Origin of the sequence: Pseudomonas sp. GM41(2012), from assembly GCF_000282315.2 — a bacterium.
Lineage (GTDB): Bacteria > Pseudomonadota > Gammaproteobacteria > Pseudomonadales > Pseudomonadaceae > Aquipseudomonas.
The window spans coordinates 80,136-105,926 of sequence record NZ_AKJN02000002.1 but is presented as its reverse complement, the minus strand read 5'-3'; the positions used below and the strand labels follow the sequence as shown (position 1 = coordinate 105,926).

At 59.4% G+C, this 25,791-nt stretch carries 20 protein-coding genes; 17 read left to right on the top strand and 3 right to left on the bottom strand.

The genetic code is table 11. From position 1 onward, the window contains the following. Positions 1–77 precede the first annotated feature (77 nt). Together aceF and aceE are read right to left on the bottom strand one after the other, a co-directional pair. Complete coding sequence (gene aceF, locus PMI27_RS28385; RefSeq protein ID WP_024164513.1) at positions 78–2,036, bottom strand: dihydrolipoyllysine-residue acetyltransferase; 1,959 nt, start codon at positions 2,034–2,036, stop codon at positions 78–80. Between the two features lie 11 nt (positions 2,037–2,047). Next, positions 2,048–4,693: a pyruvate dehydrogenase (acetyl-transferring), homodimeric type gene (gene aceE / locus PMI27_RS28390; protein WP_008146269.1), complete on the bottom strand. Its 2,646-nt coding sequence runs from the start codon at positions 4,691–4,693 to the stop codon at positions 2,048–2,050. 383 nt (positions 4,694–5,076) lie between these two features. Between aceE and glnE the strand changes: the two genes are divergently transcribed. From glnE to PMI27_RS28475, 17 genes are all read left to right on the top strand, one after another. Further along, positions 5,077–8,016 (top strand): bifunctional [glutamate--ammonia ligase]-adenylyl-L-tyrosine phosphorylase/[glutamate--ammonia-ligase] adenylyltransferase, encoded by a 2,940-nt coding sequence (glnE, locus tag PMI27_RS28395; RefSeq protein ID WP_008146268.1) that lies wholly within the window; start codon positions 5,077–5,079, stop codon positions 8,014–8,016. A gap of 194 nt (positions 8,017–8,210) precedes the next feature. Beyond that, a complete protein-coding gene (gene waaF / locus PMI27_RS28400; protein WP_033052957.1) occupies positions 8,211–9,245 on the top strand; it encodes a lipopolysaccharide heptosyltransferase II in 1,035 nt (344 codons plus the stop codon). A gap of 1 nt (position 9,246) precedes the next feature. Further along, positions 9,247–10,308 carry a lipopolysaccharide heptosyltransferase RfaC gene (gene rfaC / locus PMI27_RS28405; protein WP_008146265.1) on the top strand — a complete coding sequence of 354 codons (1,062 nt, stop codon included), beginning with the start codon at positions 9,247–9,249 and terminating at the stop codon, positions 10,306–10,308. Further along, complete coding sequence (locus PMI27_RS28410) at positions 10,308–11,429, top strand: glycosyltransferase family 4 protein (RefSeq protein WP_008146263.1); 1,122 nt, start codon at positions 10,308–10,310, stop codon at positions 11,427–11,429. The genes rfaC and PMI27_RS28410 overlap by 1 nt, the downstream gene beginning before the upstream one ends. After that, positions 11,429–12,235, top strand: a complete 807-nt coding sequence (rfaP, locus tag PMI27_RS28415) for a lipopolysaccharide core heptose(I) kinase RfaP (protein WP_008146261.1) — start codon at positions 11,429–11,431, stop codon at positions 12,233–12,235. The genes PMI27_RS28410 and rfaP overlap by 1 nt, the downstream gene beginning before the upstream one ends. Next, a complete protein-coding gene (locus tag PMI27_RS28420; RefSeq protein WP_008146259.1) occupies positions 12,235–12,969 on the top strand; it encodes a lipopolysaccharide kinase InaA family protein in 735 nt (244 codons plus the stop codon). Before rfaP ends, PMI27_RS28420 begins: the two co-directional genes overlap by 1 nt. Continuing rightward, a complete protein-coding gene (locus PMI27_RS28425) occupies positions 12,966–13,718 on the top strand; it encodes a lipopolysaccharide kinase InaA family protein (protein WP_008146257.1) in 753 nt (250 codons plus the stop codon). Before PMI27_RS28420 ends, PMI27_RS28425 begins: the two co-directional genes overlap by 4 nt. After that, positions 13,718–15,169: a lipopolysaccharide kinase InaA family protein gene (locus tag PMI27_RS28430; protein WP_008146254.1), complete on the top strand. Its 1,452-nt coding sequence runs from the start codon at positions 13,718–13,720 to the stop codon at positions 15,167–15,169. The genes PMI27_RS28425 and PMI27_RS28430 overlap by 1 nt, the downstream gene beginning before the upstream one ends. Before the next feature lie 212 nt (positions 15,170–15,381). Then, the gene (locus PMI27_RS28435) at positions 15,382–15,717 is read left to right on the top strand and encodes a YceK/YidQ family lipoprotein (RefSeq protein WP_008146253.1); all 336 of its coding nucleotides are present in this window, start codon (positions 15,382–15,384) and stop codon (positions 15,715–15,717) included. Between the two features lie 71 nt (positions 15,718–15,788). After that, positions 15,789–16,667 carry a DUF3800 domain-containing protein gene (locus tag PMI27_RS28440; RefSeq protein ID WP_008146250.1) on the top strand — a complete coding sequence of 293 codons (879 nt, stop codon included), beginning with the start codon at positions 15,789–15,791 and terminating at the stop codon, positions 16,665–16,667. A 227-nt stretch (positions 16,668–16,894) separates the two neighbouring features. Then, the gene (locus PMI27_RS28445) at positions 16,895–18,652 is read left to right on the top strand and encodes a carbamoyltransferase family protein (RefSeq protein WP_008146248.1); all 1,758 of its coding nucleotides are present in this window, start codon (positions 16,895–16,897) and stop codon (positions 18,650–18,652) included. Beyond that, positions 18,636–19,766, top strand: a complete 1,131-nt coding sequence (locus PMI27_RS28450; protein WP_008146246.1) for a glycosyltransferase — start codon at positions 18,636–18,638, stop codon at positions 19,764–19,766. Before PMI27_RS28445 ends, PMI27_RS28450 begins: the two co-directional genes overlap by 17 nt. Further along, a complete protein-coding gene (locus PMI27_RS28455; RefSeq protein ID WP_008146244.1) occupies positions 19,766–20,662 on the top strand; it encodes an antimicrobial resistance protein Mig-14 in 897 nt (298 codons plus the stop codon). Before PMI27_RS28450 ends, PMI27_RS28455 begins: the two co-directional genes overlap by 1 nt. Positions 20,663–20,670: 8 nt before the next feature. Beyond that, positions 20,671–22,101: a PIG-L deacetylase family protein gene (locus PMI27_RS28460; protein WP_008146242.1), complete on the top strand. Its 1,431-nt coding sequence runs from the start codon at positions 20,671–20,673 to the stop codon at positions 22,099–22,101. After that, the gene (locus PMI27_RS28465; protein WP_008146239.1) at positions 22,098–23,054 is read left to right on the top strand and encodes a glycosyltransferase family protein; all 957 of its coding nucleotides are present in this window, start codon (positions 22,098–22,100) and stop codon (positions 23,052–23,054) included. The genes PMI27_RS28460 and PMI27_RS28465 overlap by 4 nt, the downstream gene beginning before the upstream one ends. Positions 23,055–23,092: 38 nt before the next feature. Then, entirely contained in the window at positions 23,093–23,860 is a 768-nt protein-coding gene (locus tag PMI27_RS28470) for a hypothetical protein (RefSeq protein ID WP_008146237.1), read from the top strand. Positions 23,861–23,885: 25 nt separating this feature from the next. Then, positions 23,886–25,013: a hypothetical protein gene (locus PMI27_RS28475; protein WP_008146235.1), complete on the top strand. Its 1,128-nt coding sequence runs from the start codon at positions 23,886–23,888 to the stop codon at positions 25,011–25,013. Between the two features lie 37 nt (positions 25,014–25,050). On the opposite strand, the gene PMI27_RS28480 is transcribed toward PMI27_RS28475, so the two are convergent. Further along, positions 25,051–25,698 carry a hypothetical protein gene (locus PMI27_RS28480; RefSeq protein ID WP_008146233.1) on the bottom strand — a complete coding sequence of 216 codons (648 nt, stop codon included), beginning with the start codon at positions 25,696–25,698 and terminating at the stop codon, positions 25,051–25,053. Positions 25,699–25,791: the final 93 nt, after the last annotated feature.

Below are 25,791 nucleotides of genomic sequence, written 5' to 3'. Positions count from 1 at the left end.
CGGGGTTGAGGTACGAGCGTGGCGCTCGGAAAACGTGGAACGCGACGGGCCCTCCGGTGAAGGAGGGCCGGTCGGTGTTACAGCAGGATGGTGCGGATGTCCGCCAGCAGGTCGCTCAGACGCTTGGTGAAGCGTGCAGCAGCGGCGCCGTTGATCACACGGTGATCGTAGGACAGCGACAGTGGCAGCATCAGTTTCGGCTGGAAGGCTTTGCCGTCCCAGACTGGCTGGATGGTTGCCTTGGAAACACCGAGGATCGCCACTTCCGGAGCGTTGACGATCGGCGTGAAGCCGGTGCCGCCAATGTGGCCGAGGCTGGAAATGGTGAAGCAGGCGCCTTGCATGTCGTCAGCGGTGAGCTTTTTGTCGCGGGCTTTGGCGGCCAGCACGGCGGCTTCGGCTGCCAGTTGCAACAGGCTCTTTTGATCGACGTTCTTGATGACCGGTACCAGCAGGCCTTCAGGGGTGTCGACTGCGAAGCCGATGTTCACGTACTTCTTGCGGATGATCGCCTTGCCGCTTGGTGCCAGCGAACTGTTGAAGTCCGGCAGTTCCTTGAGCAGGTGCGCGCAGGATTTGAGCAGCAGCGGCAGGATGGTCAGCTTGACGCCAGCCTTCTCTGCAACGGCTTTCTGAGCGATACGGAACGCTTCCAGGTCGGTGATATCAGCCGAATCGAACTGAGTCACGTGCGGAATGTTCAGCCAGCTGCGGTGCAGGCTCGACGCGCCGATTTGCATCAGGCGGGTCATCGGCACTTCTTCGGTTTCACCGAAGCGGCTGAAGTCCACGACCGGAATCGGCGGGATGCCCGCGCCGCCGGTTGCGCCAGCAGCAGCGGCCGGTGCTTCCTTGGCCTTCTGCATCATGGCCTTGACGTAAACCTGCACGTCTTCTTTCAGGATGCGACCGTGCGGACCACTGGCGCCGACAGCGTTCAGCTCGACACCGAACTCGCGAGCCAGTTGGCGAACCGCAGGACCTGCATGAACCTTGGCGCCCGGTTTAGCCGGTGCAGCAGCAGGTGCGGCCGGTGCCGGGGCGGCGGCTGCAGGAGCAGCTTCAGCCTTGGCAGCCGCAGGTGCCGGAGCAGCAGCGGCGGTCGCCGGGGCAGCAGCAGGCGCAGCGCCTTTGACTTTCAGCTTCAGGATCAGGTCGCCGGTACCGACTTCGTCATCCAGCTTGATGGAAACGCTTTCCACCACGCCAGCGGCAGGCGATGGAATTTCCATGCTCGCCTTGTCGGATTCCAGGGTGATCAGCGACTGATCGGCTTCAACGGTGTCGCCGGCCTTGACCAGGACTTCGATGATCTTGGCCTTGCCCGACGAGCCGATATCCGGGACGTGAATGTCCTGGACGCTGTCGGCAACCGGTGCAGCAGGCGCAGCGGCTGGAGCAGCGGCGGCGGCCGGAGCAGGCGCAGCAGCCTGGGCTGGCGCGGCAGCAGCAGGGGCCGCAGCACCCGCCACTTCCAGATCCAGAATCAGGTCACCAGTGCCGACTTCGTCGTTGAGCTTGACGCTGATGCTCTTGACCACGCCAGCGGCAGGCGAAGGGATTTCCATGCTGGCCTTGTCGGATTCCAGGGTGATCAGCGACTGATCAGCCTCGACGGTGTCGCCGACCTTGACCTGGATCTCGATGATCTGGGCCTTGCCCGACGAACCGATGTCCGGCACGTGCACTTGCTGCACAGACGCAGCAGCAGGCGCAGCAGCTGGAGCGGCCGCTGCAGGAGCAGCAGCCGGTTTCGCTTCAGCCTTGGCAGCCGGCGCAGCAGCAGCAGCCGCTGCAGCGGCACCTTCGACTTCCAGCTCCAGCAGTTCGTCGCCTTCTTTCAGGCGATCGCCCAGCTTCACTTTGATGCTTTTGACGATGCCGGCCTTGGGCGCAGGAATTTCCATGCTCGCCTTGTCCGACTCAAGCGTCAGGATGCTCTGGTCGGCTTCCACACGGTCGCCGACCTTCACAAATAGTTCGATTACTTCACCTTCACCGCTGCCGATGTCAGGTACGCGAATGAGTTCGCTCACAGAGTGTCTCCTCAGCAGTCCAGTGGGTTGCGTTTTTCCGGGTTGATCCCGAACTTGGCGATGGCTTCAGCCACCACTTTAGGCTCGATATCACCACGGTCAGCCAAGGCTTCCAGGGCTGCCAACACCACGAAATGACGGTCGACTTCGAAGAAGTGACGCAGCTTCTTACGGCTGTCACTGCGGCCGAAACCGTCGGTGCCCAGGACTTTGAATTCCTTGGACGGGACCCACTGACGAATTTGCTCAGCGAACAGCTTCATGTAGTCGGTAGACGCGATGACCGGACCTTGACGGCCGTTCAGGCACTCTTCGACATAGCTCAGTTTAGGCTTCTGGCCCGGGTGCAGACGGTTGCTGCGCTCTACGGCCAGGCCGTCGCGACGCAGTTCGTTGAAGCTGGTAACGCTCCACACGTCAGCGCCGACGTTGAACTGTTCACGCAGGATTTTCGCCGCTTCGCGAACTTCGCGCAGGATGGTGCCGGAGCCCATCAGCTGAACGTGGTGCGCCGCTTCGCGGGTGTCTTCCTCGAGCAGGTACATGCCCTTGATGATGCCTTCCTCGACACCGGCCGGCATGGCTGGCTGCTGGTAGGACTCGTTCATCACGGTGATGTAGTAGAAAACGTCCTGCTGCTCTTCGGTCATCTTCTTCATGCCGTCCTGGATGATCACCGCCAGCTCATAGCCGTAGGTTGGATCAAAGGTGCGGCAGTTCGGGATGGTGGCAGCCAGGATGTGGCTGTGACCGTCTTCGTGTTGCAGGCCTTCGCCGTTCAGCGTGGTCCGGCCGGCGGTGCCGCCGATCAGGAAGCCACGGGTGCGGCTGTCGCCAGCGGCCCAGGCGAGGTCGCCGATACGCTGGAAGCCGAACATCGAGTAGAAGATGTAGAACGGCAGCATTGGCTGGTTGTGGCTGGAGTACGAAGTACCGGCAGCGATGAAGGAGCTCATGGCGCCCGCTTCGTTGATGCCTTCTTCGAGGATCTGGCCCTTCTTGTCTTCCTTGTAGAACATCACCTGGTCTTTATCGACTGGCTCGTAGAGCTGGCCGACGGAGGAGTAGATGCCCAACTGACGGAACATGCCTTCCATACCGAAGGTACGGGCTTCGTCCGGGATGATCGGAACGATGCGCGAACCGATTTCCTTGTCCTTGACCAGTTGCGCGAGGATCCGCACGAAGGCCATGGTGGTGGAAATTTCACGGTCGCCCGAGCCGTCCAGGATTGCCTTGAGGGTATCCAGCGGTGGCGTCGGGATGTCGAAGCTTTTGGCCCGGCGCTGTGGCACGAAACCGCCCAGTGCAGTACGGCGCTCGCTCAGGTAACGGGCTTCGGCGCTGTTTGGCTCTGGCTTGAAGAACGGCAGGTTTTCCAGCTCGGAGTCTTTAACCGGAATGTCGAAACGATCGCGGAACAGCTTCAGGCTTTCAACATCAACTTTCTTGGTGTTGTGCGCAGTGTTCTTCGCTTCGCCGGCACCGGTGCCATAACCTTTGATGGTCTTGGCCAGGATGACGGTCGGTTGTTCTTTGTGGTTGACCGCTTCGTGGTACGCCGCGTAGACCTTGTACGGGTCGTGACCGCCACGGTTGAGTTTCCAGATCTCGTCGTCGGACAAGTCTTCAACCATCGCCTTGAGTTCTGGCGAGTTGAAGAAGTGTTCACGAACGAACGCGCCGTCTTTGGCTTTGTAGTTCTGGTACTCGCCGTCGATGACTTCGTCCATGCGACGTTGCAGGATACCGTCGACGTCTTTGGCCAACAGTGGGTCCCAGAAACGGCCCCAGATGACTTTGGTTACGTTCCACTGAGCACCGCGGAACACGCCTTCGAGTTCCTGGATGATCTTGCCGTTGCCGCGAACCGGGCCATCGAGGCGCTGCAGGTTGCAGTTAATAACGAAGATCAGGTTGTCGAGCTTCTCGCGGCCAGCCAGCGAGATCGCGCCCAGGGATTCCGGCTCGTCGCACTCGCCGTCGCCCAGGAAGCACCAGACTTTTTGCTTGCCTTCAGGGATGAAGCCACGGGCTTCCAGGTACTTCATGAAGCGTGCCTGGTAGATCGCCTGGATTGGGCCCAGACCCATGGATACGGTCGGGAACTGCCAGAAATCAGGCATCAGCCACGGGTGCGGATAGGACGACAGGCCTTGACCATCGACTTCCTGACGGAAGTTGTTCATCTGGTCTTCGGTGATGCGGCCTTCCATGAACGCACGGGCGTAAACGCCTGGCGAGGTGTGGCCCTGGAAGTAGATCAGGTCGCCGCCGTGTTCGTCGGTCGGGGCCTGGAAGAAGTAGTTGAAGCCGATGTCATACAGGGTTGCGCTGGAGGCGAAGCTGGAGATGTGACCGCCCAGGTCAGAATCTTTCAGGTTCGTACGCATCACCATGGCCATCGCGTTCCAGCGTACCAACGAGCGAATGCGGCGTTCCATGAACAGGTCGCCAGGCATGCGTGCTTCGTGGGTAACGGGGATCGTGTTGCGGTATGGCGTGGTGATGGCGTAAGGCAATTGCGAACCGCTACGGGTTGCGAGTTCGCCCATACGGGTCATCAGATAGTGAGCGCGGTCTTCGCCTTCTTTGTCGAGAACCGATTCCAGGGCGTCCAGCCATTCCTGGGTTTCGACGGGATCGAGGTCTTGCATGGCTTGCTCCAGGGCGGAAAGGCTTCCAGAATCGGTTGCCTGAGTTTGCGACTGGCCTTGTGGGCAGACGATATAAATTCTTGGATTGCCGAGAGGTTGTTCCGGCGGCGTGTAGTTTTACTACAAATCATCGGGCATTTCAGCCTTTCGAATGTATATACGAGTAGTAAAACTACAGATGAGCGGCTTGTGGCCTCCAGCTGCGTTGTGAGAATAATCGTTAAGGTTGGTCTTTTGCCAACCAGAAAAGGTGAAAGCTTGATGCTGTCTGCCAAAAATAAAGAAATTTCAGCTATTTCTAACCTTTGTTCGACAGTCGATCAGGTAGTGCATTCTCGCGAATCACTACATGCAGCCCTCTACACGCCGATCAAGGATAGACCATGAGCCTCCCTTCGCTTGCCGAACTGCCTGGCATCCTCCTGCCGTTTGTCACCCGTGCCGAGCAGTCGTTCCGCGCGGCAGTCGCGGTGCTTCCCGACGACCATGGCCTGGCCGGCTGGACGCCTGAACGCTGGGCGCAATTTGCCCGCGTCACCGCTGCCAGCGACTTCGTGATTGAACAAAGTGTCCGTGACCCGTTGATGTTGCTGGAGCTGGTGCAGTCCGGTGAGCTCGACCGAAGTTTTGCGCCCGGCGAGCTGTGCGCACAGATTGCGGCAGCGGTGAATGCAGCGGGAACCGACGATGAGCTCGGTCGCGCCCTGCGTCGTCAACGTACCCGTCATCAAGTGCGGATCATCTGGCGCGACCTGACGCGTCAATGCGATCTGATCCAGACCTGCCGCGACCTCTCGGACATGGCCGATGCCAGCATCGATCAGGCCTATCAGTGGTTGTACTCGCGGCATTGTCAGCAGTTCGGCGTGCCGACTGGGCGGCGCAGCGGCGAGCCGCAGCAAATGGTCATTCTCGGCATGGGCAAGCTCGGTGCGGTGGAGCTCAACCTGTCGTCGGACATCGACCTGATCTTCGCCTATCCCGAGGGTGGTGAAACCGTCGGGGTCAAACGCTCGCTGGATAACCAGGAGTTCTTCATTCGTCTCGGCCAGCGCCTGATCAAGGCGTTGGACCCAATGACCGTCGACGGTTTTGTATTCCGTGTCGACATGCGCCTGCGGCCTTACGGTTCGGCCGGCGCATTGGTGCTGAGCTTCAACGCGCTGGAGCAGTATTACCAGGATCAGGGGCGCGACTGGGAACGCTACGCGATGATCAAGTCGCGGGTGGTGGCCGGCGATCAAGTGGCCGGCGCGCAATTGCAAGACATGCTGCGGCCGTTCGTTTACCGGCGTTACCTCGACTTCTCGGCCATCGAAGCGCTGCGCACCATGAAGCAGCTGATTCAGCAGGAAGTCCGGCGCAAGGGCATGGCCGATAACATCAAACTCGGCTCCGGTGGCATTCGTGAAGTCGAATTTATCGCCCAGGCATTCCAGCTGATCCACGGTGGCCGCGACCTGAGCTTGCAGCAGCGTCCTCTATTAAAAGTACTGAGCACGCTGGAAGGTCAGGGTTACCTGCCGCCGGCGGTGATCAGCGAACTGCGCGAAGGCTACGAATTCCTGCGGTACACCGAGCACGCGATCCAGGCGATTGCTGACCGCCAGACCCAGATGCTGCCGGACGGCGCTCAGGATCAGGCGCGCATTGCCTTTATGTTGGGCTTCGCCGATTGGACCGCTTTCCACGAACAGCTGATGTATTGGCGCGGTCGCGTGGCCTGGCACTTTGGTCAGGTGATCGCTGATCCCGACGAAGAAGAAGGCACCGAAAGCGAAGTGGTGGTCGGCGGCGAATGGCTGCCGCTGTGGGAAGAGGCTCAGGATGAAGAGGCCGCTTGCCGTCAGTTGGAAGAGGGCGGTTTCGCTGATGCCACCAAAGCCCTGAAAGCGTTGGCCGGTTTGCGCAGTAGTCCGCAATTGCGCGCGATGCAGCGCTTGGGGCGTGAGCGCCTCGATGCCTTTATTCCGCGGTTGCTGGCTCAGGCCGTGGAGCACGCCAATCCGGATCTGGTGCTGGAAAGAGTATTGCCGCTGGTGGAGGCCGTGGCCCGTCGTTCCGCGTATCTGGTTTTGCTGACCGAGAACCCCGGCGCGCTGCGACGCTTGTTGACCTTGTGCGCCGCGAGCCCGTGGATCGCCGAACAGATCACCCGCTTCCCGCTGCTGCTCGACGAATTGCTCAACGAAGGTCGGCTGTTCAAACCGCCATTGGCGCCGGAACTGGCCGCCGAGTTGCGCGAGCGTTTGACGCGGATTCCCGAGGACGACCTCGAGCAGCAAATGGAAGCCCTGCGACATTTCAAACTGGCGCACCGCTTGCGCGTCGCCGCTTCGGAAATCGCCGGCAGCCTGCCGTTGATGAAGGTCAGTGATTACCTGACCTGGCTCGCCGAAGCGATCCTCGAACAAGTGCTGGCCCTGGCCTGGCGCCAGACCGTGGCCAAATACGGTACGCCGCAGCGTACCGACGGTACGTTATGCGATCCCGGCTTCATCATTGTCGGTTATGGGAAAGTCGGCGGTCTGGAATTGGGGCATGGTTCGGACCTGGACCTGGTGTTCATCCACGATGGCGACCCGCAGGCGGAAACCGACGGGCCGAAGCCTATCGACGGCGCGCAATTCTTTACTCGGCTGGGGCAGCGGATCATTCACTTGCTCACGGCCCAGACCAACTCCGGTCAGCTGTATGAAGTGGACATGCGTCTGCGACCGTCCGGCGCGTCGGGGTTGCTGGTGAGTTCGCTCGGTGCGTTTGCCCGGTATCAGGAAAATGAAGCCTGGACCTGGGAACATCAGGCGCTGGTGCGGGCGCGGGTGCTGGTGGGTAGCCCGGACGTCGGCCAGGCGTTCGAGAAAGTCCGCGCGGCGGTATTGGGCAAACCGCGGGACCTGGCGACCTTGCGCCAGGAGGTCAGCGAGATGCGCGCCAAAATGCGCGATAACCTTGGCAGCAAGAGCACCGCGGCCGGCACCGGAGCAAATGCCTTCGAGGCCACGGCGCCGTTCGATCTCAAGCAGGACGCCGGAGGTATCGTCGATATTGAATTTATGGTGCAATACGCGGCCCTGGCGTGGTCCGAATCGCACCCGCCATTGCTGCGCTGGACTGACAATATCCGCATTCTGGAAGGGCTGGAGGAGGAAGGGCTAATGCCCGCCGAAGACGCCAGCCTGTTGCGCGAGGCCTATAAAGCCTACCGTTCAGCCGCTCACCGGCAGGCCTTGCAGAAGGACGCCGGGGTGATACCGGGCGACCAGTTCGTGGACGAACGGCGGCAGGTAGTGCGGATCTGGCGCGAGCTGGGGCTAAGCTGAAACCGGATATTTGAAACACCCGATACCCAATGTGGGAGCGAGCCTGCTCGCGATGAGGCCGTCACATCCAGCCTGTATGCTGACTGTCACGCCGCCTTCGCGAGCAGGCTCGCTCCCACAGTAGATCTGCAGTGTTTTGTAGAATTCTCGAGGCGGGGAGGCGTATGCCTCCCCGGCTCGTTTATGGAAACCACATGAAAATTCTGATCGTTGGGCCCAGTTGGGTCGGTGACATGGTGATGGCGCAGACACTGTTTCAGTGTCTCAAACAGCGCCACCCGCAATGCGAAATCGACGTGCTGGCCCCCGAGTGGAGCCGGCCGATTCTTGAGCGCATGCCCGAAGTACGCCAGGCCTTGAGCTTTCCGCTCGGTCACGGTGCTTTGGAGCTGGCGACGCGTCGGCGCATCGGCAAATCCCTGGCCGGCCAGTACGACCAGGCGATTCTGCTGCCCAATTCCCTGAAGTCGGCATTGGTGCCGTTCTTCGCCGGCATCCCGAAACGCACTGGCTGGCGTGGCGAATTCCGCTACGGCTTGCTCAATGACGTGCGCACGCTGGATAAAGAACGTTACCCGCTGATGATCGAACGCTTCATGGCCCTGGCTTACGAGCCGGGTGCCGAGCTGCCGACACCTTATCCACGACCGAGCCTGCAGATTGACCCGGTCACTCGCGAAGCGGCAATGGCCAAGTTCGACCTGGCGCTCGACCGCCCGGTGTTGGCGCTGTGCCCCGGTGCCGAGTTTGGCGAGTCCAAGCGCTGGCCGTCCGAGCACTATGCCAAGGTTGCCGAAGCGAAGATCCGCGAAGGCTGGCAAGTCTGGTTGTTCGGTTCGAAAAACGATCACGCCGTCGGCGAAGACATCCGCTCGCGACTGATTCCCGGTCTGCGTGAAGAGTCGGTGAACCTCAGCGGCGGCACCTCCCTGGCCGAAGCCATCGACCTGATGTCCTGCGCCGACGCGGTGGTGTCCAACGACTCCGGCCTGATGCACGTTGCCGCAGCGCTGAATCGCCCGTTGGTGGCGGTTTACGGCTCGACGTCGCCGGGTTTCACGCCGCCATTGGCCGAGCACGTCGAGATCGTGCGCCTGGGCATCGAATGCAGCCCCTGCTTCGATCGCACGTGCCGTTTCGGTCATTACAACTGCCTGCGCCAGCTCATGCCGCAAGCGGTGAACGAAGCCTTGCAGCGTTTGCAGGGCACTGTGGTCGAGGTCAAATAGTTTGCGGGTACTGCTGATCAAGACTTCTTCGCTGGGCGACGTGATTCACGCGTTGCCGGCGCTGACCGACGCGGCACGGGCGATCCCCGGCATCCAGTTCGACTGGGTGGTGGAAGAGGGCTTCGCCGAAATCCCGACCTGGCACCCGGCCGTGGACAAGGTGATTCCGGTGGCGATCCGTCGCTGGCGCAAAAACATCTGGCAGACCATCAAGAGTGGCGAGTGGAAGCGCTTCAAGCAAAGCGTTCGCGCCAACAAATATGATTTGGTGATCGATGCCCAGGGCCTGCTCAAAAGTGCGTTGCTGACCCGATACGCCAAAGCCCCGGTGGCCGGGCTGGACAAAAACTCGGCCCGCGAGCCGATTGCCGCACGCTTCTATTCCCGGCGTCTGGCCGTGGCGCGTGGGCAGCACGCGGTGGAGCGAGTGCGTCAGCTGTTCGCCGTGGCCCTGGGTTACGACCTGCCAAAAGGCTTGGGCGATTACGGCCTGAACATCGAGCGACTGGTGGAATTGCCGCGCAAGAATCCTTACGTGGTGTTCCTGCACGGCACCACGTGGGACACCAAACACTGGCCTGAAGCCTACTGGCGCGAGTTGGCCGAGCGCGTCGGCTATCTCGGTGTCGCGGTGAAGCTGCCGTGGGGTAATCCGATCGAGAAAGCCCGGGCCGAGCGCATCGCCAAAGACATGAGGCACGTCGAAGTGCTGCCCAAGCTGAATCTGGCGGGTGTCGGCAAAGTGCTGGCCGGCGCGCAAGCCTGCGTGGCGGTGGACACCGGTCTCGGTCACCTCGCCGCTGCGCTGGACGTGCCGACCCTGTCGCTGTTCGGCCCGACCAACCCGGGCCTGACCGGCGCCTATGGTAAAGCGCAGATTCACATGGCCAGCGATTTCCCCTGCGCGCCGTGTATGCAAAAGAAATGTACGTATCAACCGACGGCCGAAGATGCCCGTCAGTTTGACCTTAAACGCGAGTGGCCCCTGTGCTTCACGCGTCTGAATCCCGAGCGTGTCGCGACCCGACTGAGCACGTTGTTACTGGCTGAGGAGCTGCGCTGATGCAATTGGCATTCGTCTTGTACAAGTACTTTCCATTCGGGGGCTTGCAGCGCGATTTCATGCGCATCGCCCTGGAATGTCAGCAGCGCGGCCATCAGATTCGGGTCTACACGCTGATCTGGGAAGGCGACATTCCGCCGGGCTTCGAAGTGTTGGTGGCGCCGGTCAAGGCGTTCTTCAATCATCGACGCAACGAGAAACTCAGCGAATGGATGGAAGCGGATCTGGCCAAGCGTCCTGTGGATCGGTTGATCGGTTTCAACAAAATGCCGGGTCTGGACGTCTACTACGCAGCCGACGGCTGCTTCGAAGACAAGGCGCAAAACCTGCGTAACTCGCTGTACCGTCGTTGGGGCCGCTACCGGCACTTCGCCGAGTACGAGCGCGCCGTGTTCGCCAAGGATGCCGAGACTGAAGTGCTGATGATTTCCGAAGTCCAGCAGCCGCTGTTCATCAAGCATTACGACACGCCGCTGGAACGCTTCCATTTGCTGCCACCGGGCATTTCCCAGGACCGTCGCGCGCCGGCCAATGCCGCCGAGATCCGTGCCGAGTTTCGTCGCGAATTCAACCTCAAAGACGATGAGCTGCTGCTGGTGCAAATCGGCTCCGGGTTCAAGACCAAGGGTGTGGATCGCAGCCTCAAGGCGCTGGCCGCATTGCCCGCCGATCTGAAGAGACGCACCCGGCTGTTTGTAATTGGCCAGGACGACCCCAAATTATTCCAGATGCAGAGCGCCACACTGGGGCTCGGCGACAACGTGACGTTCCTTAAAGGCCGCAGCGACATCCCGCGTTTTCTGCTCGGCGCCGACCTGTTGATTCACCCGGCGTACAACGAAAACACCGGGACTGTGTTGCTCGAAGCCCTGGTGGCCGGGTTGCCGGTGCTGGTGAGCGCGGTGTGTGGTTACGCCCATTACATCGCCGAGGCCGACGCCGGTCTGGTGCTGGACGAGCCTTTCGATCAGGCGCAGCTGACCCAGTACCTGACCGGTATGTTGAACGACGCTCAAGCACGGGCGGCCTGGAGCCGCAATGGTCTGGCCTTCGCCGAGACGGCCGACCTCTACAGCATGCCGCAGCACGCGGCCGATGTGATTCTGGCGGAGCACGCTTAATGAAGTTGATGCTGGCTGAACCGTTCAAGAGCCTCTGGGCCGGACGCGACCCGTTCGCCGAAGTCGAGGGCCTCCAGGGCGAGGTATACCGCGAACTTGAAGCGCGCCGGACGCTGCGTACCGAAGTCAATGGCAGTGGCTTTTTCGTAAAGATCCACCGTGGCATTGGCTGGGGCGAGATCTTCAAGAACCTGCTCACCGCCAAGCTGCCGGTGCTCGGTGCCGGCCAGGAATGGAAGGCCATCCAGCGCCTGCAAGAAGTCGGCGTGCCGACCATGACTGCCGTGGCTTATGGCGAGAAGGGCAGCAACCCGGCGGACCAGCATTCGTTCATCATCACCGAAGAGCTGGCGCCCACTGTCAGCCTCGAAGATTTCAGCATCGACTGGGTCAAGCACCCGCCCGAGCCAAAACTCAAACGCGCGCTGATCGCCGAAGTCGCGCGCATGACCGGCATGATGCACCGCGCCGGCGTCAACCATCGCGACTGCTACATCTGCCACTTTCTGCTGCACACCGACAAGCCGGTGACGGCCGACGATTTCAGGCTCTCGGTGATCGACCTGCACCGCGCGCAGACCCGTCCGACGATTACCCGGCGCTGGCGCAACAAGGACCTGGCGGCCCTGTATTTTTCGGCGCTGGACATTGGCCTGACCCGTCGCGACAAACTGCGTTTCCTCAAGGGATATTTCCAGCAGCCCCTGCGCCAGATTCTGGGTGAAGAAGCCGGGTTGCTCGCCTGGCTCGAAGGCAAGGCCAACAAACTCTACGACCGTAAACAGCGATACGGGGATGCGCTCTGATGGCGGGTTGGACACTGGAGCCTGAGTACAGCGATCTGGCAGAAGATTTCGGCAGTCTTGAGGCTGTGTTTGCGCTTCAGGGTGAACGCCTGACGCGCGACCTGTTGTCCGAGGTCATTCGCGTCCAGCGCAATGGCGTCAACTATTACGTCAAACGCTACGTGGGTGCGGGCAAAGGTCTGCGCCGTTACCTGGGCAAGCCTCGGGTGAAAGCCGAGTGGCAGAACCTCAAGCGCTTCGCCAAGTGGGGCATTCCGACCGCCGAAGTGGTGGCCTGGGGCCTGGAACGTCGCGGTGCGGCGTACGATCGCGGGGCGATGATCACCCGTGAACTGCCGCATACCGAAGACTTGTCGGCCCTGGCCGAGCGCCATGATCCTAAACTGGCGGACCGCGCCTGGGTCGATAACGTCAGCCGGCAGCTGGCGGGTTATACCCGGACCATGCACGACCACCGCTTCACCCATAACGATTTGAAGTGGCGCAACCTGCTGATCGACGATGAGCCCCGGCTGTTTTTGATCGACTGCCCCAATGGCGATTTCTGGCGCGGCTTTTGGCTCAAGTACCGGATCACCAAGGACCTGGCCTGTCTGGACAAGGTCGCCAAGTATCACTTGTCGGCTACCCAGCGCCTGCGCTTTTACCTGCAATACCGCCAGTGTGATCGGCTGAATGCCGCCGACAAAAAACGGATTCGGCACGTGGTGAGATTTTTTGAGGGACGCGAATGACTGATTTTCTGGCGGCTGAAGACCGTGCGCTGCTTGAGCGACACGGTCTCGGCACCTTTGACGCACTCTGGGCCAAGCAGCTCGACGCTGTGGACGAGCCCAACACCGGTCGCGGTGGCTGGAGTAGCGTGTTCCGGCTGGATCTGGAAGGTCATGGCTACTACCTCAAACGCCAGAGCAACTACCAGATGCGCACCTTGCATGCGCCCTTTGGTGAGCCGAGCTTTGCCCGTGAATTTCGCAATATCAGTCGCTATGAAAAGCTCGGTATTCCAGCGTTGAAAGCGGCGTTTTTCGGTGAGCGCAAAGTCGACGGCGAAGTCCGGGCGATTCTGCTGACCCGTGCCCTGGACGGTTGGGATGACCTGGATTCGCTGTTGCAGCGCTGGTCGGACCTGAGTTCGGCGCAGCATTCGGCCATTCTGAAGGCCTGTGGGCAATTGGCTCGGCGCCTGCACGGCGCGCGTCAGGTTCACGGTTGTTTCTACCCCAAGCACATTTTTCTCCAAGCCACCGGCGACGGTTACCTGGCCCAGCTGATCGACCTGGAAAAGACCCGGCCGTTGCTGTTTGGTCTGCGTGATCGGGCCAAAGACCTGGAGCCGTTGCTGCGTCGGGCGCCTGAGTGGAGCGAAGCACAGGTGCGCGAGCTGCTGGCCGCCTATCTGGATCAATCGCAAGACAGCTCGCTGATCGACAGCTGGCTGGCGCGACTGACCGCGCGGCGCACTCATAAGGAGACGCGCTGATGCGTTTGTCGGAACTGAAAAACGCAGGACGCAGCCCGCGCCTGCCGCTGAACATTCCACTGGCCGATGCCGCCGGCCCCGCTGAGCTGCAATTGCTGAGTCTGTTGCGGGTGTTGCCGGGGCAGCGTTATGTCGGTGCCGGCGTCTGGCGTGGCCGGCCGGTGCTGGCCAAGTTGTTGGTCGGCAGCAAAGCGGCGCGGCATTTTCAGCGGGAACGCAACGGTGTGCATTTGCTCGCCGCCCAAGGCCTGACCACGCCGCAACTGTTGGCCGACGGCCTGAAGGACGGCGAGGGCGGCTGGCTGCTGTTCGAGTTCATCGAGGGCGCCGAAAGCCTCGGTGAAACCTGGAAACAGGTCGAGCATTTGCCGGTGCTGGCGGATATGCAAGGGGCTGTGCTGGCTGAGGCATTGGGCGCTATCGGCCAAATGCATCGCAAGGGGCTCTGGCAGGAAGACCTGCACCTGGACAACCTCTTGCGCCAGCGCGGCCGGTTGTATTTGATCGATGGCGGCGGCGTCTGCTCCGAAACCCCTGGCCAGCCGCTCTCGCGGCAGAAAGTCCTGGAAAACCTCGGGGTGTTTTTCGCCCAGTTGCCCAAGTCGCTGGAGCCCTACACCGAAGAATTGCTGGTGTATTACCTGTTGAGCAACGGCGAGCATGCCTTACCCATGGAAGCGTTGCAGAAGCAGATCGACAAGATCCGCAGCTGGCGTCTCAAGGACTATCTGATCAAGATTGGTCGCGAATGCACGCTGTTCAGTGTCCAGCGCGGAGCGTTCGGCTTGCGGGCGATTCGCCGCGAGGAAGAAGCGGCGATGCTGCCGGTGCTGGCGCAGGCCGATGCGTTGCTCGATCAGGGCCATCTGTACAAGACCGGAGGCGCGGCGAGCGTCGGCAAGGTCGAGGTGGCGGGTCGTACGCTGGTGATCAAGCGCTACAACATCAAAGGTTTTGCCCACTGGCTCAAACGTTTCTGGCGCCCGAGTCGTGCCTGGCACTCCTGGCGCGAAGGCAATCGCCTGGCGTTTCTCGGCATCGCCACGCCCAAGCCATTGGCGTTGCTGGAGAAGCGTTTTCTCTGGTTGCGCAGTCGGGCTTATCTGGTGACCGAGTATTTGCCGGGGCCGGACATCATCGAGCGATTTGCACCTTACGTTGAAAACGGCAAGGCACCGGAAGCCGAATTGCTGGCGCTGGATCATTTGTTTGCCGAGCTGATTGGCGAGCGGATCAGTCACGGGGATTTCAAGGGGCATAACCTGTTCTGGCAGCATGATCGCTGGGCACTGATCGATCTGGATTCGATGTGTCAGCATGCCTCGCTCAGCAGCTTCGCCCCGGCCTATGCGCGGGATCGGGCAAGGTTCATGCGTAACTGGCCTGAGAGCAGTGCGCTTTATCAGGTCATTGATCAGCGTTTGCCCAAAGATATCTCTAGCGCTGCCTGAATCCCCATCGCGAGCAGGCTCGCTCCCACACTGGATTTATGTCACGCCGAAGATCCCCTGTGGGAGCGAGCCTGCTCGCGATGGGGCCAGAACAGCCACCCGAGATTAAGGGACAGGTTCTTATGAAATGTCCTACATGATCTGCAGAACCCGTGAACTGTGCCCTGAATAGCCGCGATGCTAGTTTGCCTGACGTTCACGGAGGGCAGATTTTGACGATAAAAATGACGGTGTTACTGAGCACTTTTGCACTGGTTTTATCAGGCTGCGGGACCGCTATTACAGTGCTGCAGGATGACGAAGACGCGGCTCGTAGTCTTAGAAAGCAAAAAACCTACTGTCAGTCCATCCCGCGCATCTACAGTGGTCTGGCGTTCGACTTTTGCGTATTAAATGCAGCACCTGATCCCACGGGTATTCTTTTGCCGTTCGTATTGGTGGATTTCACCCTGTCGGGTGTTTTCGATACCGTCCTCCTGCCCTATACGATTTACCGCCAGGCTACTGACGGCAATCTCAGCATCTATTGGCGAGCAGGCCGCGGGTAACTCTTTTGTATTCCGGCGTGTCAGTGCTACACCTGACGCACTTGGCTCGAAGAACAAAAGGTGAATAGCTCGTGTCGACCCCGACTTTGCCCTCTCAACAGTTTTTTCTTTTTGAAAACGAAAGCGAAGCTGAAACTAATGTTGAGGCGGAAAAGCTTTTACCTCCGTCCGGGAGGTACAGCGATTTCATAATCTATGTGGATGAGAGCGGCGATCATGGGATGCAAACATTAGATCCAAACTACCCAATGTTTGTGCTGGCATTTTGTGTGTTTCATAAAAGGCATTATTGCGAAAAGGTAATTCCTGCCCTTCAGAAGTTCAAATTTAATCATATGGGGCATGACCTGATCGGTCTGCATGAATTGGAAATTCGAAAAGAAAAGGGAGCGTTCTCCAGTCTTTTCACATCAAGGCAACACAAGCATGCCTTTCTCGATGAGTTGACGGGAATCATTGAGGCCAGCAATTTCGTCCTGATCAGCTGCGTTATCGACAAAGCCGCTCTTCGCGAAAAGCAAGGTCCTGTCCACAATCCTTATCACGTCGCGCTCGGATTCTGCCTTGAAACGCTTTATGAGTATTTGCAGGAAAAGAATCAACAGAGCGTTTTAACTCATGTGATTTTCGAGCGTCGAGGGAAGCGGGAGGATAATGAGCTTGAACTGGAGTTCCGTCGCATGTGCGATGGCGCGAACAGATTGGGCATACAACTGCCGTTCGACATCGTCTTTGCAACCAAACAAGTGAATTCCACGGGGTTACAGCTAGCGGATCTTGTTGCAAGACCCATTGGTATGAGCGTTTTGCGGTCGGGGCAAGAAAATCGTGCCTTTGACGTGCTCAAGCGCAAGTTCTACTGCAGTGGTGGGCGTAACAATGTGGGAGAGGGGTTCGAGAATTGGGGGTTAAAAATTTTCCCTCTCTCAGAAAGCGAAAAGCCCCGGTGAAACTCACCGAGGCCACAACGCCGACCGGGATCCCCCAGTCCATTTGCGCAGGAGTCTATGTCGAGGTCCGTCATCTGTCAACGCGCCAGCTTGCCACTTCCCGCTAGAGGCTTGCCGTCGCTTTTAAGCTATAATCCCGCCCTTTAGCTGCCACTCGCCCTTTGCGAGGGCACATTAATCTTTGAGGCGCTTTGCGCCTGCATGCAGACTAAAGAGGCTAGACCCCTGTGGCATTGACGATTCTTGGCCTGTCCGGCGCCCTTAGCCATGATCCTTCCGCAGCGTTGTACATCGACGGCAAGCTGGTCGCGGCGGCTGAGGAAGAGCGCTTTGTGCGCGATAAACATGCAAAGAACCGCATGCCTTACGAGTCGGCAAAGTTCTGCCTCGAGCAGGCCGGCATCAAGCCATCCGACGTTGATGTGGTAGCGATTCCGTTCGCGCCGATCAGCCTGTTCGGCAAGGCTCGCTGGCATTACGCCAAGCGTTACTGGTACGCCCCGGACCGCGCGCTCGACGCGATCCTGATGGGCAACCGTCGCTACAAGCGCTATCGCAACAAGATTGTCTGGTGCCTCGAGCAATTGGGTTTCGATCCGAAGAAAATCAAGATCGAGCCGGTCGAGCATCACCTGGCCCACGCCTCCAGCGCTTACCACTGTTCCGGTTTCAAAGAGAAAACCGCGATCCTGGGGATCGACGGCAAGGGTGAGTACGCCACGACCTTTTTCGGTTACGGCGAAAACGGCAAGATCCACAAGATCAAGGAATTCTTCGATCCGGACTCCCTCGGCGGCCTGTACGGCGCGATCACCGAGTTTCTCGGTTTCGAGATGCTCGACGGTGAGTTCAAGGTCATGGGCATGGCGCCGTATGGCGATGCCAGCAAATACGATTTCTCGCGCCTGGCTTCGTTCGAGAACGGCGAGCTGGTGATCAACACCGACTACGCCAACGTCATCGGCCTGCGTCGTTATAAAGAGAAAGGCAAAGGTTTCTACTTCTCGCCGAAACTGATCGAGTGGCTGGGGCCGAAGCGCGAAGGCGACATCGCTGACGAGCCGTACATCCATTACGCCGCGAGCATGCAAGCGCTGTTCGAAAAGATCTCGCTGCAGATGATCGACCATTACCTGGGCGACGTGCTCAAGGAAACCGGCAAGCTGGCCTTCGCCGGTGGCTGTGCGTTGAACGTCAAGCTGAACCAGAAAATCATCGCCCGCGATGACGTTAAAGAACTGTTCGTACAGCCTGCGTCCGGCGATGCCGGTACCGCGGTCGGCGCGGCGGCCTATGTGTCCCACGCCCGTGGTGTGCCGGTGGAGAAGATGGAACACGTCTACCTCGGTCCGTCGTACACCAACGAAGACGTGCTTGCCGCGTGTGCCCGTCACCCGAGCAAGCCGGTCTGGCGCAAGCTCGAGAACATGCCGGAAAACATCGCCAAAATCATGGTCGATGGCAACCCGGTGGCCTGGTTCCAGGGCCGCATGGAGTTCGGTCCGCGCGCCTTGGGCGGTCGTTCGATCATTGGTTGCCCGAGTGCGACTGGCGTGGCTGACCGCATCAACCACCAGATCAAGTTCCGCGAGCGCTGGAGGCCTTTCTGCCCGTCGATGCTCGACACCGTTGCACCGCAGATGATCAAGATCGATCACCCGGCGCCGTTCATGACCTTCACCTTTGAAGTGGCGGAAGAGTGGAAGACCCGCGTGCCGGAAGTCGTCCATGAAGACGGTACGTCCCGGGCCCAGGTGCTCAAGCGCGAATACAACCCGCGCTATTACGACATGATGAAGGCGCTGGAAGTGCTGACCGGTAACGGCGTGTCGCTGAATACCTCGCTCAACCGTCGTGGCGAACCGATGATCTGCTCGCCGACGGACGCCCTGAACATGTTCTTCGGTTCCGATCTACAGTATCTGATCATGGAAGACATCCTGGTGGTCAAAGAGGGCGCGGACGCATATGACACGCTCGGCTGAACGCCATGTGTTGCAGTTCTGTCACGGCTATGACGGGCCGTTTCTGGACTGCGCCCGGCAGTACGCCAGCCTGTTCGCGGGGACCGGTTATCGAGTGACCACGGTGTTTCTGACCGGGGCCGCCGATGCCGAAGTTGCCGCGGGCTGCGCTTCCGATGAAGTGCTGTTCATGGAATACAGCTCCAAGGCCATTCGTGGCCTGAAGCTGGGCGCCATCAGCGATCTGCGCAAGATCGCCGCCTCGCGCAATTTCAGTTTTTGCATCGCTCACCGTTTCAAACCTATTTATATCGCCTTGCTCGGTACGTCGTTGCCGGTGATTGGCGTGCATCACGCGTTTGACGATTACAAGCGCGGCACGCGCAAACTCTTCGCCAATATTTTCCGCAAGCGCCTGAGCCTGCTCGGGGTTTCCGATGCGGTGCGCGACGATATGCGCCATTGCCTGCCGAAGTGGCCGGCGGCGCGGATTCAGACGCTCTATAACCGTATCGATGTGCAGACCTTGCAGGACAGCCAGGTATCCGTTCGCGAGGCCCGGGTAACCCTCGGCCTGGCGCCGGATGCCTGGGTTGTCGGCAATGTCGGACGGCTGCATCCGGACAAGGATCAGACCACGCTGCTGCACGGTTTTGCTGCGGCGTTGCCGGGTTTGCCGGCCAGCAGTCAATTGGTGATTCTCGGTGCCGGTCGACTGGAACAGGACCTCAAGGCCCTGGCCCGTGAGTTGGGTATCGGCGACCGCGTGCTGTTCCTCGGTCAGGTGCCTGAAGCCCGACGCTATTTCCGTGCCTTCGATGTGTTTGCCCTGAGTTCCGATCACGAACCGTTCGGCATGGTGTTGCTGGAGGCCATGGCTGCCGGTGTGCCCTTGCTCGCCACGGCGTGTGGCGGGGCAAAGGAAGTGGTCGAGGGCGTCGGTATTCTGTTCCCGTTGGGTGATGCCGAACACTTGGCTCAAGGGCTGCAACATCTGGCCGCGATGGACGAGCAGCAACGTCACCAGTGTGCCGAGCTGATGCTCGATCGCTTGCGTGAACGCTTCTCCGACCGCGCGGTACGCGATGCCTTCTGGCGTTTGCCGCACGTTACCGAACTGGCGCCGAGGGGCTGATGCTCAACCGATTTCAAGGCTGGCGCGAACGTGGCTGGGCGGTAGTCGACGCCTCGACATATGCCGAGGCCTGGCAACGATATGGCGGCAGCGTCGCCACTCATCCCATGGTGGTCGAGCGACTGGCGCAGTTGGCCGACATTCCTGTGCGCTACCTGGCCTGGGAGCAAAACGGAGAAGTCAAAGCGGCGATCCCGACCTGGGGCCGCGACCTGGCCTTGTCCAAGGATGTGCTCAAGCGCTGCGGCAAAAAAGGCCTGTTCGACCTCGGTAATGCCGAGTTCATCCTGCCGGCCGCTGCCGATGCACAAGCGCCGCTGCGTCATCGTGGACGCTACCTGTCGGCGCTGAATGAAGGCCGCTTCACTGGCATCAAGTTGCAAGCTGAACAACTGGCGATGGCCCGTACTCCCGAAGAACTGTCGAAGAAGTTTCGCTACAACCAGCGCCGTGAATTGCGATTGCTGGAAGAAGCGGGCGGAGTGATTCGGCCGGTCGCCGAGTTTTCCAGCAGTGAGCTGGCGGCGATCTATTGCGACCTGTTCCAGCGTCGCTGGGGCTTCCCGGCGACGGGGGCCGAGCGCATGGCTGAGGTCATCGAGTTACTGCGTGATTTGCTGATCGGCTCGGTGATTTTTCTCAACGATGCGCCAATAGCGATTCAACTGGTCTACCGTGTCGAGACACCGCAGTGGATCAGCGTCGAGTACATCAATGGCGGCGTCGATCCCGAAACCCGCGAATTCAGTCCGGGCAGCGTGCTGAGCTTTCTCAATACGCAAAGCGCCTGGGAGCATGCCCGGGCGTTGGACAAACCGTTGCGCTTTTCTTTCGGTCGCGCCGACCGTGAATACAAGGATCGCTGGTGCAATCCTGTGCCGGTGTTCACCGTATGAGTCAGCCCATGAACCGCAAGCAGCAATTGCTCAAGCGCCATCGACGCACCAAACGCATGGGTCTGCTCATCGCGCTGGTGCTATTGATTGCCATGGGTGTTTTGGTGACCTGGTGGCTGCCGCTGGTGCTCGCGGTTCTGGGCTGGATTGCCCACGAGGCCTGGTTTGCCGACCATTTGTTTTATTCGCCCAAAGACGATTATCAGTACAGCTTTCCACCGTACACCCAGCAGCCCAAGGTTCACCTTGACGGTGAGCGTTTGCGCCTGGACGACGGCGTCATGCTGGTCGACGACGCCACGCTGGTCTTGTCGCTGCGGATAAAAAGCACTTGGCTGGGACGCTTCATCGATCCCGTAGTCGAGTTGTCGGGTGGGGATAACCCGGACCGACAAACGTTCGAACGTGGTGTGAACGGCCTGCGTTACCTCAACCTCAGTGGTCAGGCGCAGGTTCTGTCGCGAGGTAAGTTACGCCTGCGTGGGCGTTTCTGCCGACTGCTGGGTGAGCCGGTGCTCAGGGCATTCGAGCATCCGGATTACAGCCGTCAACGGGTGATGGTGATCGCGCCCCACGCCGACGATGCCGAGTTGGCCGCATTCGGCTTGTACAGCAGCGCCAGTCAAAGCTGGATCGTGACCCTGACCGCCGGTGAAATCGAGGCCGGGCACTATCAGCAAATGGGGCTCAATGGCGTCGAAGCGTCTCGGTTGAAAGGCTCGCTTCGCGCCTGGGACAGTCTCAGTGTGCCGCTGTGGGGCGGTGTACCTCAGGAACGCTGCATTCAGTTGGGCTATTTCTGCCTGCAATTGCCCACCATGCAAAGCACGCCGACCGAGGCCGTGGGGTCTCGTGAGGCACAACTGGGTGATACCCGATATTTTCGACGGTTCAATCCGTTTACCCTGGGCAGTGACGTCGATGGCATACCGTCCTGGAACAACCTTTTGGCCGACCTGAGTGAGTTGATCGAGCGTATCCAGCCTCAAGTCATCGTTTTGCCACATCCGCGTTTCGACCCGCACCCAGACCATCTATGCTCCCAGCAAGCGGTGATGCAGGCATTGAACGGTACAGCCTGGCAGCCCGAAACCTTATTGCATTACGCCAATCATCTACACGATAACGATCGCTGGCCAATGGGTGATGCCGGGACCGGTGTGACACTGCCGCCACAGATCAATAATCACGAACCGTTGCGTCCTTGGGCGCTTTGTTTGTCGACCGAAAAACAGTGGCACAAGGCTATGTCGTTGGGCATGATGCACGACCTTCAGCCCCGACTTCCCCTCAAGCGTCTACTTCGCCGGGCGATACAACGCTGTCTGGCGGCCCGACACTGGCCGGCTTTCGGCGAAAACGAGTTCTTCCGCAAAGCGGTGCGACGCCACGAATTATTCTGGGTCCAAGAGCTGTCTGGAAAGAGAGAGACCAATTGAAAGTTCTGTTTCTGGTGCAGAAAGAGCAGCGAGCGATCCTCGATCGACTGTATGACGGTATCGCCGAGCACTGCGACTGCGACAAGCGCGAGCTGACCAGCGCGGAGCAGGACGACTTGCGTGGATACTTTCGCAAGCATGTCGATGTGACCCGCTACGACCGGATTGTTTTTTTCCTGCGCTTCAAAAAAGAAATCAGACAGGTGAGGTTCATACAAACCCTGCCCAATCTGGTTATTCTGGAACACGATGCGTACCAGAACTACATCCCGTGCAAGTACACCGGCAAGTTCAGTGCGCATTACCGCAAGCTACCTTGGGTGCGGGTGATCAGCTCGGGCTTCATGGTCAGCCAGCGCTTGCGTGATGAAGGGTTTGACGCGCATTTCGTGCCCAAGGGCTACGATCAGGCACTGTTGCAAAACTGCCAGCGTGAACGGGATATCGAGTTGGGTTTTGTCGGCAGTCTCAACAGCGTGGCGTATGCCGGGCGCAAGGCCATGCTTGAGTCCGTGGCCGAAGTGGAGAATCTGCTGATCACACGCACCAAGTCGGGTGAGGAATACTGCGAGACGTTGAGCCGGATCCGTTACTTCGTCAGTGCCGACGTTGGCATGGGCGAATACATGATCAAGAATTTCGAGGCCATGGCCTGTGGTTGTGTGCTGTTTGCTTACGATCAAGGGGAAGCAGAGAATCGCGCGCTGGGGTTTGTCGATATGCACAACATCGTGCTCTATCGAACCCGCGACGAACTCAGGGAAAAACTGGCGGTGTTGCGCGAGTCCCCACAGCTGACCGAGACCATTTCATTGGCCGGTCAGGCGTTGGTAGAGCAGCGTTACACGTTCCGGGCTGTCGGACATGCGATTGTCGAGGCCCTGCGTGCGCCGCTGCGCGAGCATGTCCCGCTGGGCTGGAAAGAAAAATTACGCTTGTCGCTGGGGCTGTGAGGCCGGGCGATTAAACAACCAAGGTGCGGTGTAAATAAATGGTGTTCAGCGAGACTAGCGACATTTCGGTAGTAATCACTAGTTGCGGTCGCTTCGATCTGTTGAAGCGTACCCTCGAGACGTTCGACCGGTTCAACACAGCTCCCATCCGTAAAGTGTTCATTACAGAGGACTCCGGCGACAGCGCCGTAGAGGCTTGTATTCCTGAGCACTGGAGGGCGCATACCCAGTTCTTCATCAACAACCCGCGCCTGGGGCAGTTGCGATCTATCGATGCCGCTTATGCTCAAGTGCAGACATCGTGGATTTTTCACTGTGAAGACGATTGGGACTTCTACCGCGAAGGGTTCATCGAAGAGTCCCAATGCCTGCTGGAGGAAGATCCGCAGGCACTGCAGGTGTGGCTGCGCAGCTTCAATCATGACCTGATGGTTCACAGTCCTTACGTGTTCCTGAACGAACGCAAAGTCAGCCATGGCATTCCTTTCTACGTACTGGGCTCGCAAAAAGCCGAGTGGCAAGGTTTTTCCTTTAATCCAGGGCTGCGCCGTCGCGCGGATTACTTGACACATGCACCGTATTCCGCATTTTCCGGCGAAAAGGAGTTGTCGCGTCGGTATGCTGGCGAAAACCGTTATGCGTTGATTCTGGAAAACGACGCGGTATTGCACACCGGCTTCGGTGAGCATGTGGTAGTTCCCAAGGATCGGCTGAACAAACTACGGCGTAAACGTCTTGAACGGCTGAAGCTGATGGCCGCTCTTATCTCGGGTCTTGCAATAGGTTGGGTGTTACATGGAATTTAGCGGCATGCGGTCAGGAAAAAACACCATGGCATATTTCGGAACGGTGCTCTGTCTGTTTCTTTTGAGCTTTGTGGTGGGCTGGTCGTCGAAGTGGACCAACAACCTGTTCTACGTCCTGATGGCATTGCCGGGCCTGGTCTTCCTGATCAAGGAGCGCGGTGCGGGCTTGCTCAAGGAACCGCTGGCTTGGGGTTGGCTGGCGTTCATTCTTTGGTTTCTGGTACCTGCGACGATTGCAGGGCAGATGCAGTTCTACAAACACGTCTTCTATGTACTGATGTTCGTCATGGTGGTCGGCGCCTTTACCGATCCGCAGTTCTTCCGCAGTGCGGCGTTTGTCCGCGCTCAGTTCTGGATTCTGACGTTGTACATCTTCAGCAGCTCGCTCTACGGTTGGGCAACCGGTGAATTCGCCGTCGGCAGCCGCGTGGCGCTGCTCCCGGCACGCCTGGATAACGTCATCTACGCCAGCATTTGGCTGTTCTGTTCGTTGGCGCTGGCGCTGCCAGTCTGGCTCAGGACGCGAAAGTACATCGAAGCTGGCCTGGCCATCGTTTTGTCGGTGTTCGCGGTAGCCTTCGTCCTGCAGACGCGCACTGCGTTTGTGGGGGCTGCTTTCCTGTTTGGTCTCTGGGTGCTTTACGGTATTTACCACAGGCCGCGGCTGGTAGGCGGTGCGGTGGCAATTTGCGCAATTGTTTTGGGCCTGCTGTTCCTGGTGGTGCACAACGAAGCCTGGTACCAGTCCCTCTGGAACCGAGGTGATTCGTACCGCCTCGAGATTTTCCATATCATGGTCGGCGAGTGGCGCAACTGCGGCTGGGTACTGGGCTGTGGCATCGGCTTTCACACCGCCCAGATGCTCGATGGCTGGATGCCGATTCAGCATCCGCACAACATTTTCGTAGCGCTGGGGCTTTACAGCGGCGGGGTCGCGCTGGTGTTGTTCGTTGCGCTGATGGCCGCATCCCTTTGGCAGGCCTGGCGTCTGCGAGACGTGTGGGGAATGTACCTGGCGTGTGCGCTGGTGATGCTGAACTTTGATGGCAGTTTGCTGATAGGTAACCCTGACGAGTTGTGGCCACTGGTGCTGCTGCCCGCCGCGATGATCCTGTCTCGCGTAATGAGAACGCGGCAACCTGCGCTGGCGTAATGCCTGACCTTCGCCTCCTCCCCGGAGGCGAAGGTCATCAGATTATTTTTTGCAGGGCGACGCTCAGCTCCTCCGGGGAGCAGATGCTCTGGGTCTGGCCATAATTGTGCATGAAGACTTCGCCGCGACCCTCGAGCAGCCATTGCCGATCTTGCGGGTAGCGCACCATATGCTTGAAGTTGCGCAGTCGCAGAGTCTTGCGCAGCGGACGTCGATACACCCGCATGTCGGCGATGTCGATCAGGCCCAACTGATGCTCGGGTGTGAGCACGATGTTGCCCAGGTGCGCCGAGCGAAAATAAATCCCCCGCTCATGCAAAGTGGCCATGAAGGCCCCTAATTGGCCGCGCAACGGATCGGCATCGCCCTCGATGTCCAGCAGCTGACGCAGGGTCTGGCCCGGCAGCGGATCGTAGTGCACCGCATCGCGCTCGATACTCGCAATACGGTAAACCTGACGAATCGACGGGCAGGGGATGTGCCGTTCACGCAACGCATCGCAGTTGTCGGCAAAGCGTTTGGCGTACGGGTACCACGCGGCCGACGTCAGCAGGCGTTTGCGGCGAAACAGTTTGAGTATTGAACCGTCCGTCAACCGCAGAACCTTGTCCCCCGAACCATCCGCTTCAAGGACTTGTGCTCCCTCGCGCAGGGCGAGATATCGGGTGTGATCAAGCGCTTGCATCAAAACTCCGGGTTGGGCGCCGTGAGGCATGGATAGCCGGCCATGTTACCGCAGCTCAGCGACTAAAATGGCCTGTGTTACACTCGCGGGCTC

Coding starts and splice junctions, on each gene's coding strand:
- PMI27_RS28475 (WP_008146235.1), top strand. CDS start 23,886: ATGGCATATTTCGGAACGGTGCTCTGTCTGTTTCTTTTGAGCTTTGTG.
- PMI27_RS28480 (WP_008146233.1), bottom strand. CDS start 25,698: ATGCAAGCGCTTGATCACACCCGATATCTCGCCCTGCGCGAGGGAGCA.
- PMI27_RS28450 (WP_008146246.1), top strand. CDS start 18,636: ATGACACGCTCGGCTGAACGCCATGTGTTGCAGTTCTGTCACGGCTAT.
- PMI27_RS28430 (WP_008146254.1), top strand. CDS start 13,718: ATGCGTTTGTCGGAACTGAAAAACGCAGGACGCAGCCCGCGCCTGCCG.
- aceE (WP_008146269.1), bottom strand. CDS start 4,693: ATGCAAGACCTCGATCCCGTCGAAACCCAGGAATGGCTGGACGCCCTG.
- PMI27_RS28425 (WP_008146257.1), top strand. CDS start 12,966: ATGACTGATTTTCTGGCGGCTGAAGACCGTGCGCTGCTTGAGCGACAC.
- PMI27_RS28460 (WP_008146242.1), top strand. CDS start 20,671: ATGAACCGCAAGCAGCAATTGCTCAAGCGCCATCGACGCACCAAACGC.
- PMI27_RS28455 (WP_008146244.1), top strand. CDS start 19,766: ATGCTCAACCGATTTCAAGGCTGGCGCGAACGTGGCTGGGCGGTAGTC.
- PMI27_RS28410 (WP_008146263.1), top strand. CDS start 10,308: ATGCAATTGGCATTCGTCTTGTACAAGTACTTTCCATTCGGGGGCTTG.
- glnE (WP_008146268.1), top strand. CDS start 5,077: ATGAGCCTCCCTTCGCTTGCCGAACTGCCTGGCATCCTCCTGCCGTTT.
- rfaP (WP_008146261.1), top strand. CDS start 11,429: ATGAAGTTGATGCTGGCTGAACCGTTCAAGAGCCTCTGGGCCGGACGC.
- waaF (WP_033052957.1), top strand. CDS start 8,211: ATGAAAATTCTGATCGTTGGGCCCAGTTGGGTCGGTGACATGGTGATG.
- PMI27_RS28420 (WP_008146259.1), top strand. CDS start 12,235: ATGGCGGGTTGGACACTGGAGCCTGAGTACAGCGATCTGGCAGAAGAT.
- PMI27_RS28470 (WP_008146237.1), top strand. CDS start 23,093: ATGGTGTTCAGCGAGACTAGCGACATTTCGGTAGTAATCACTAGTTGC.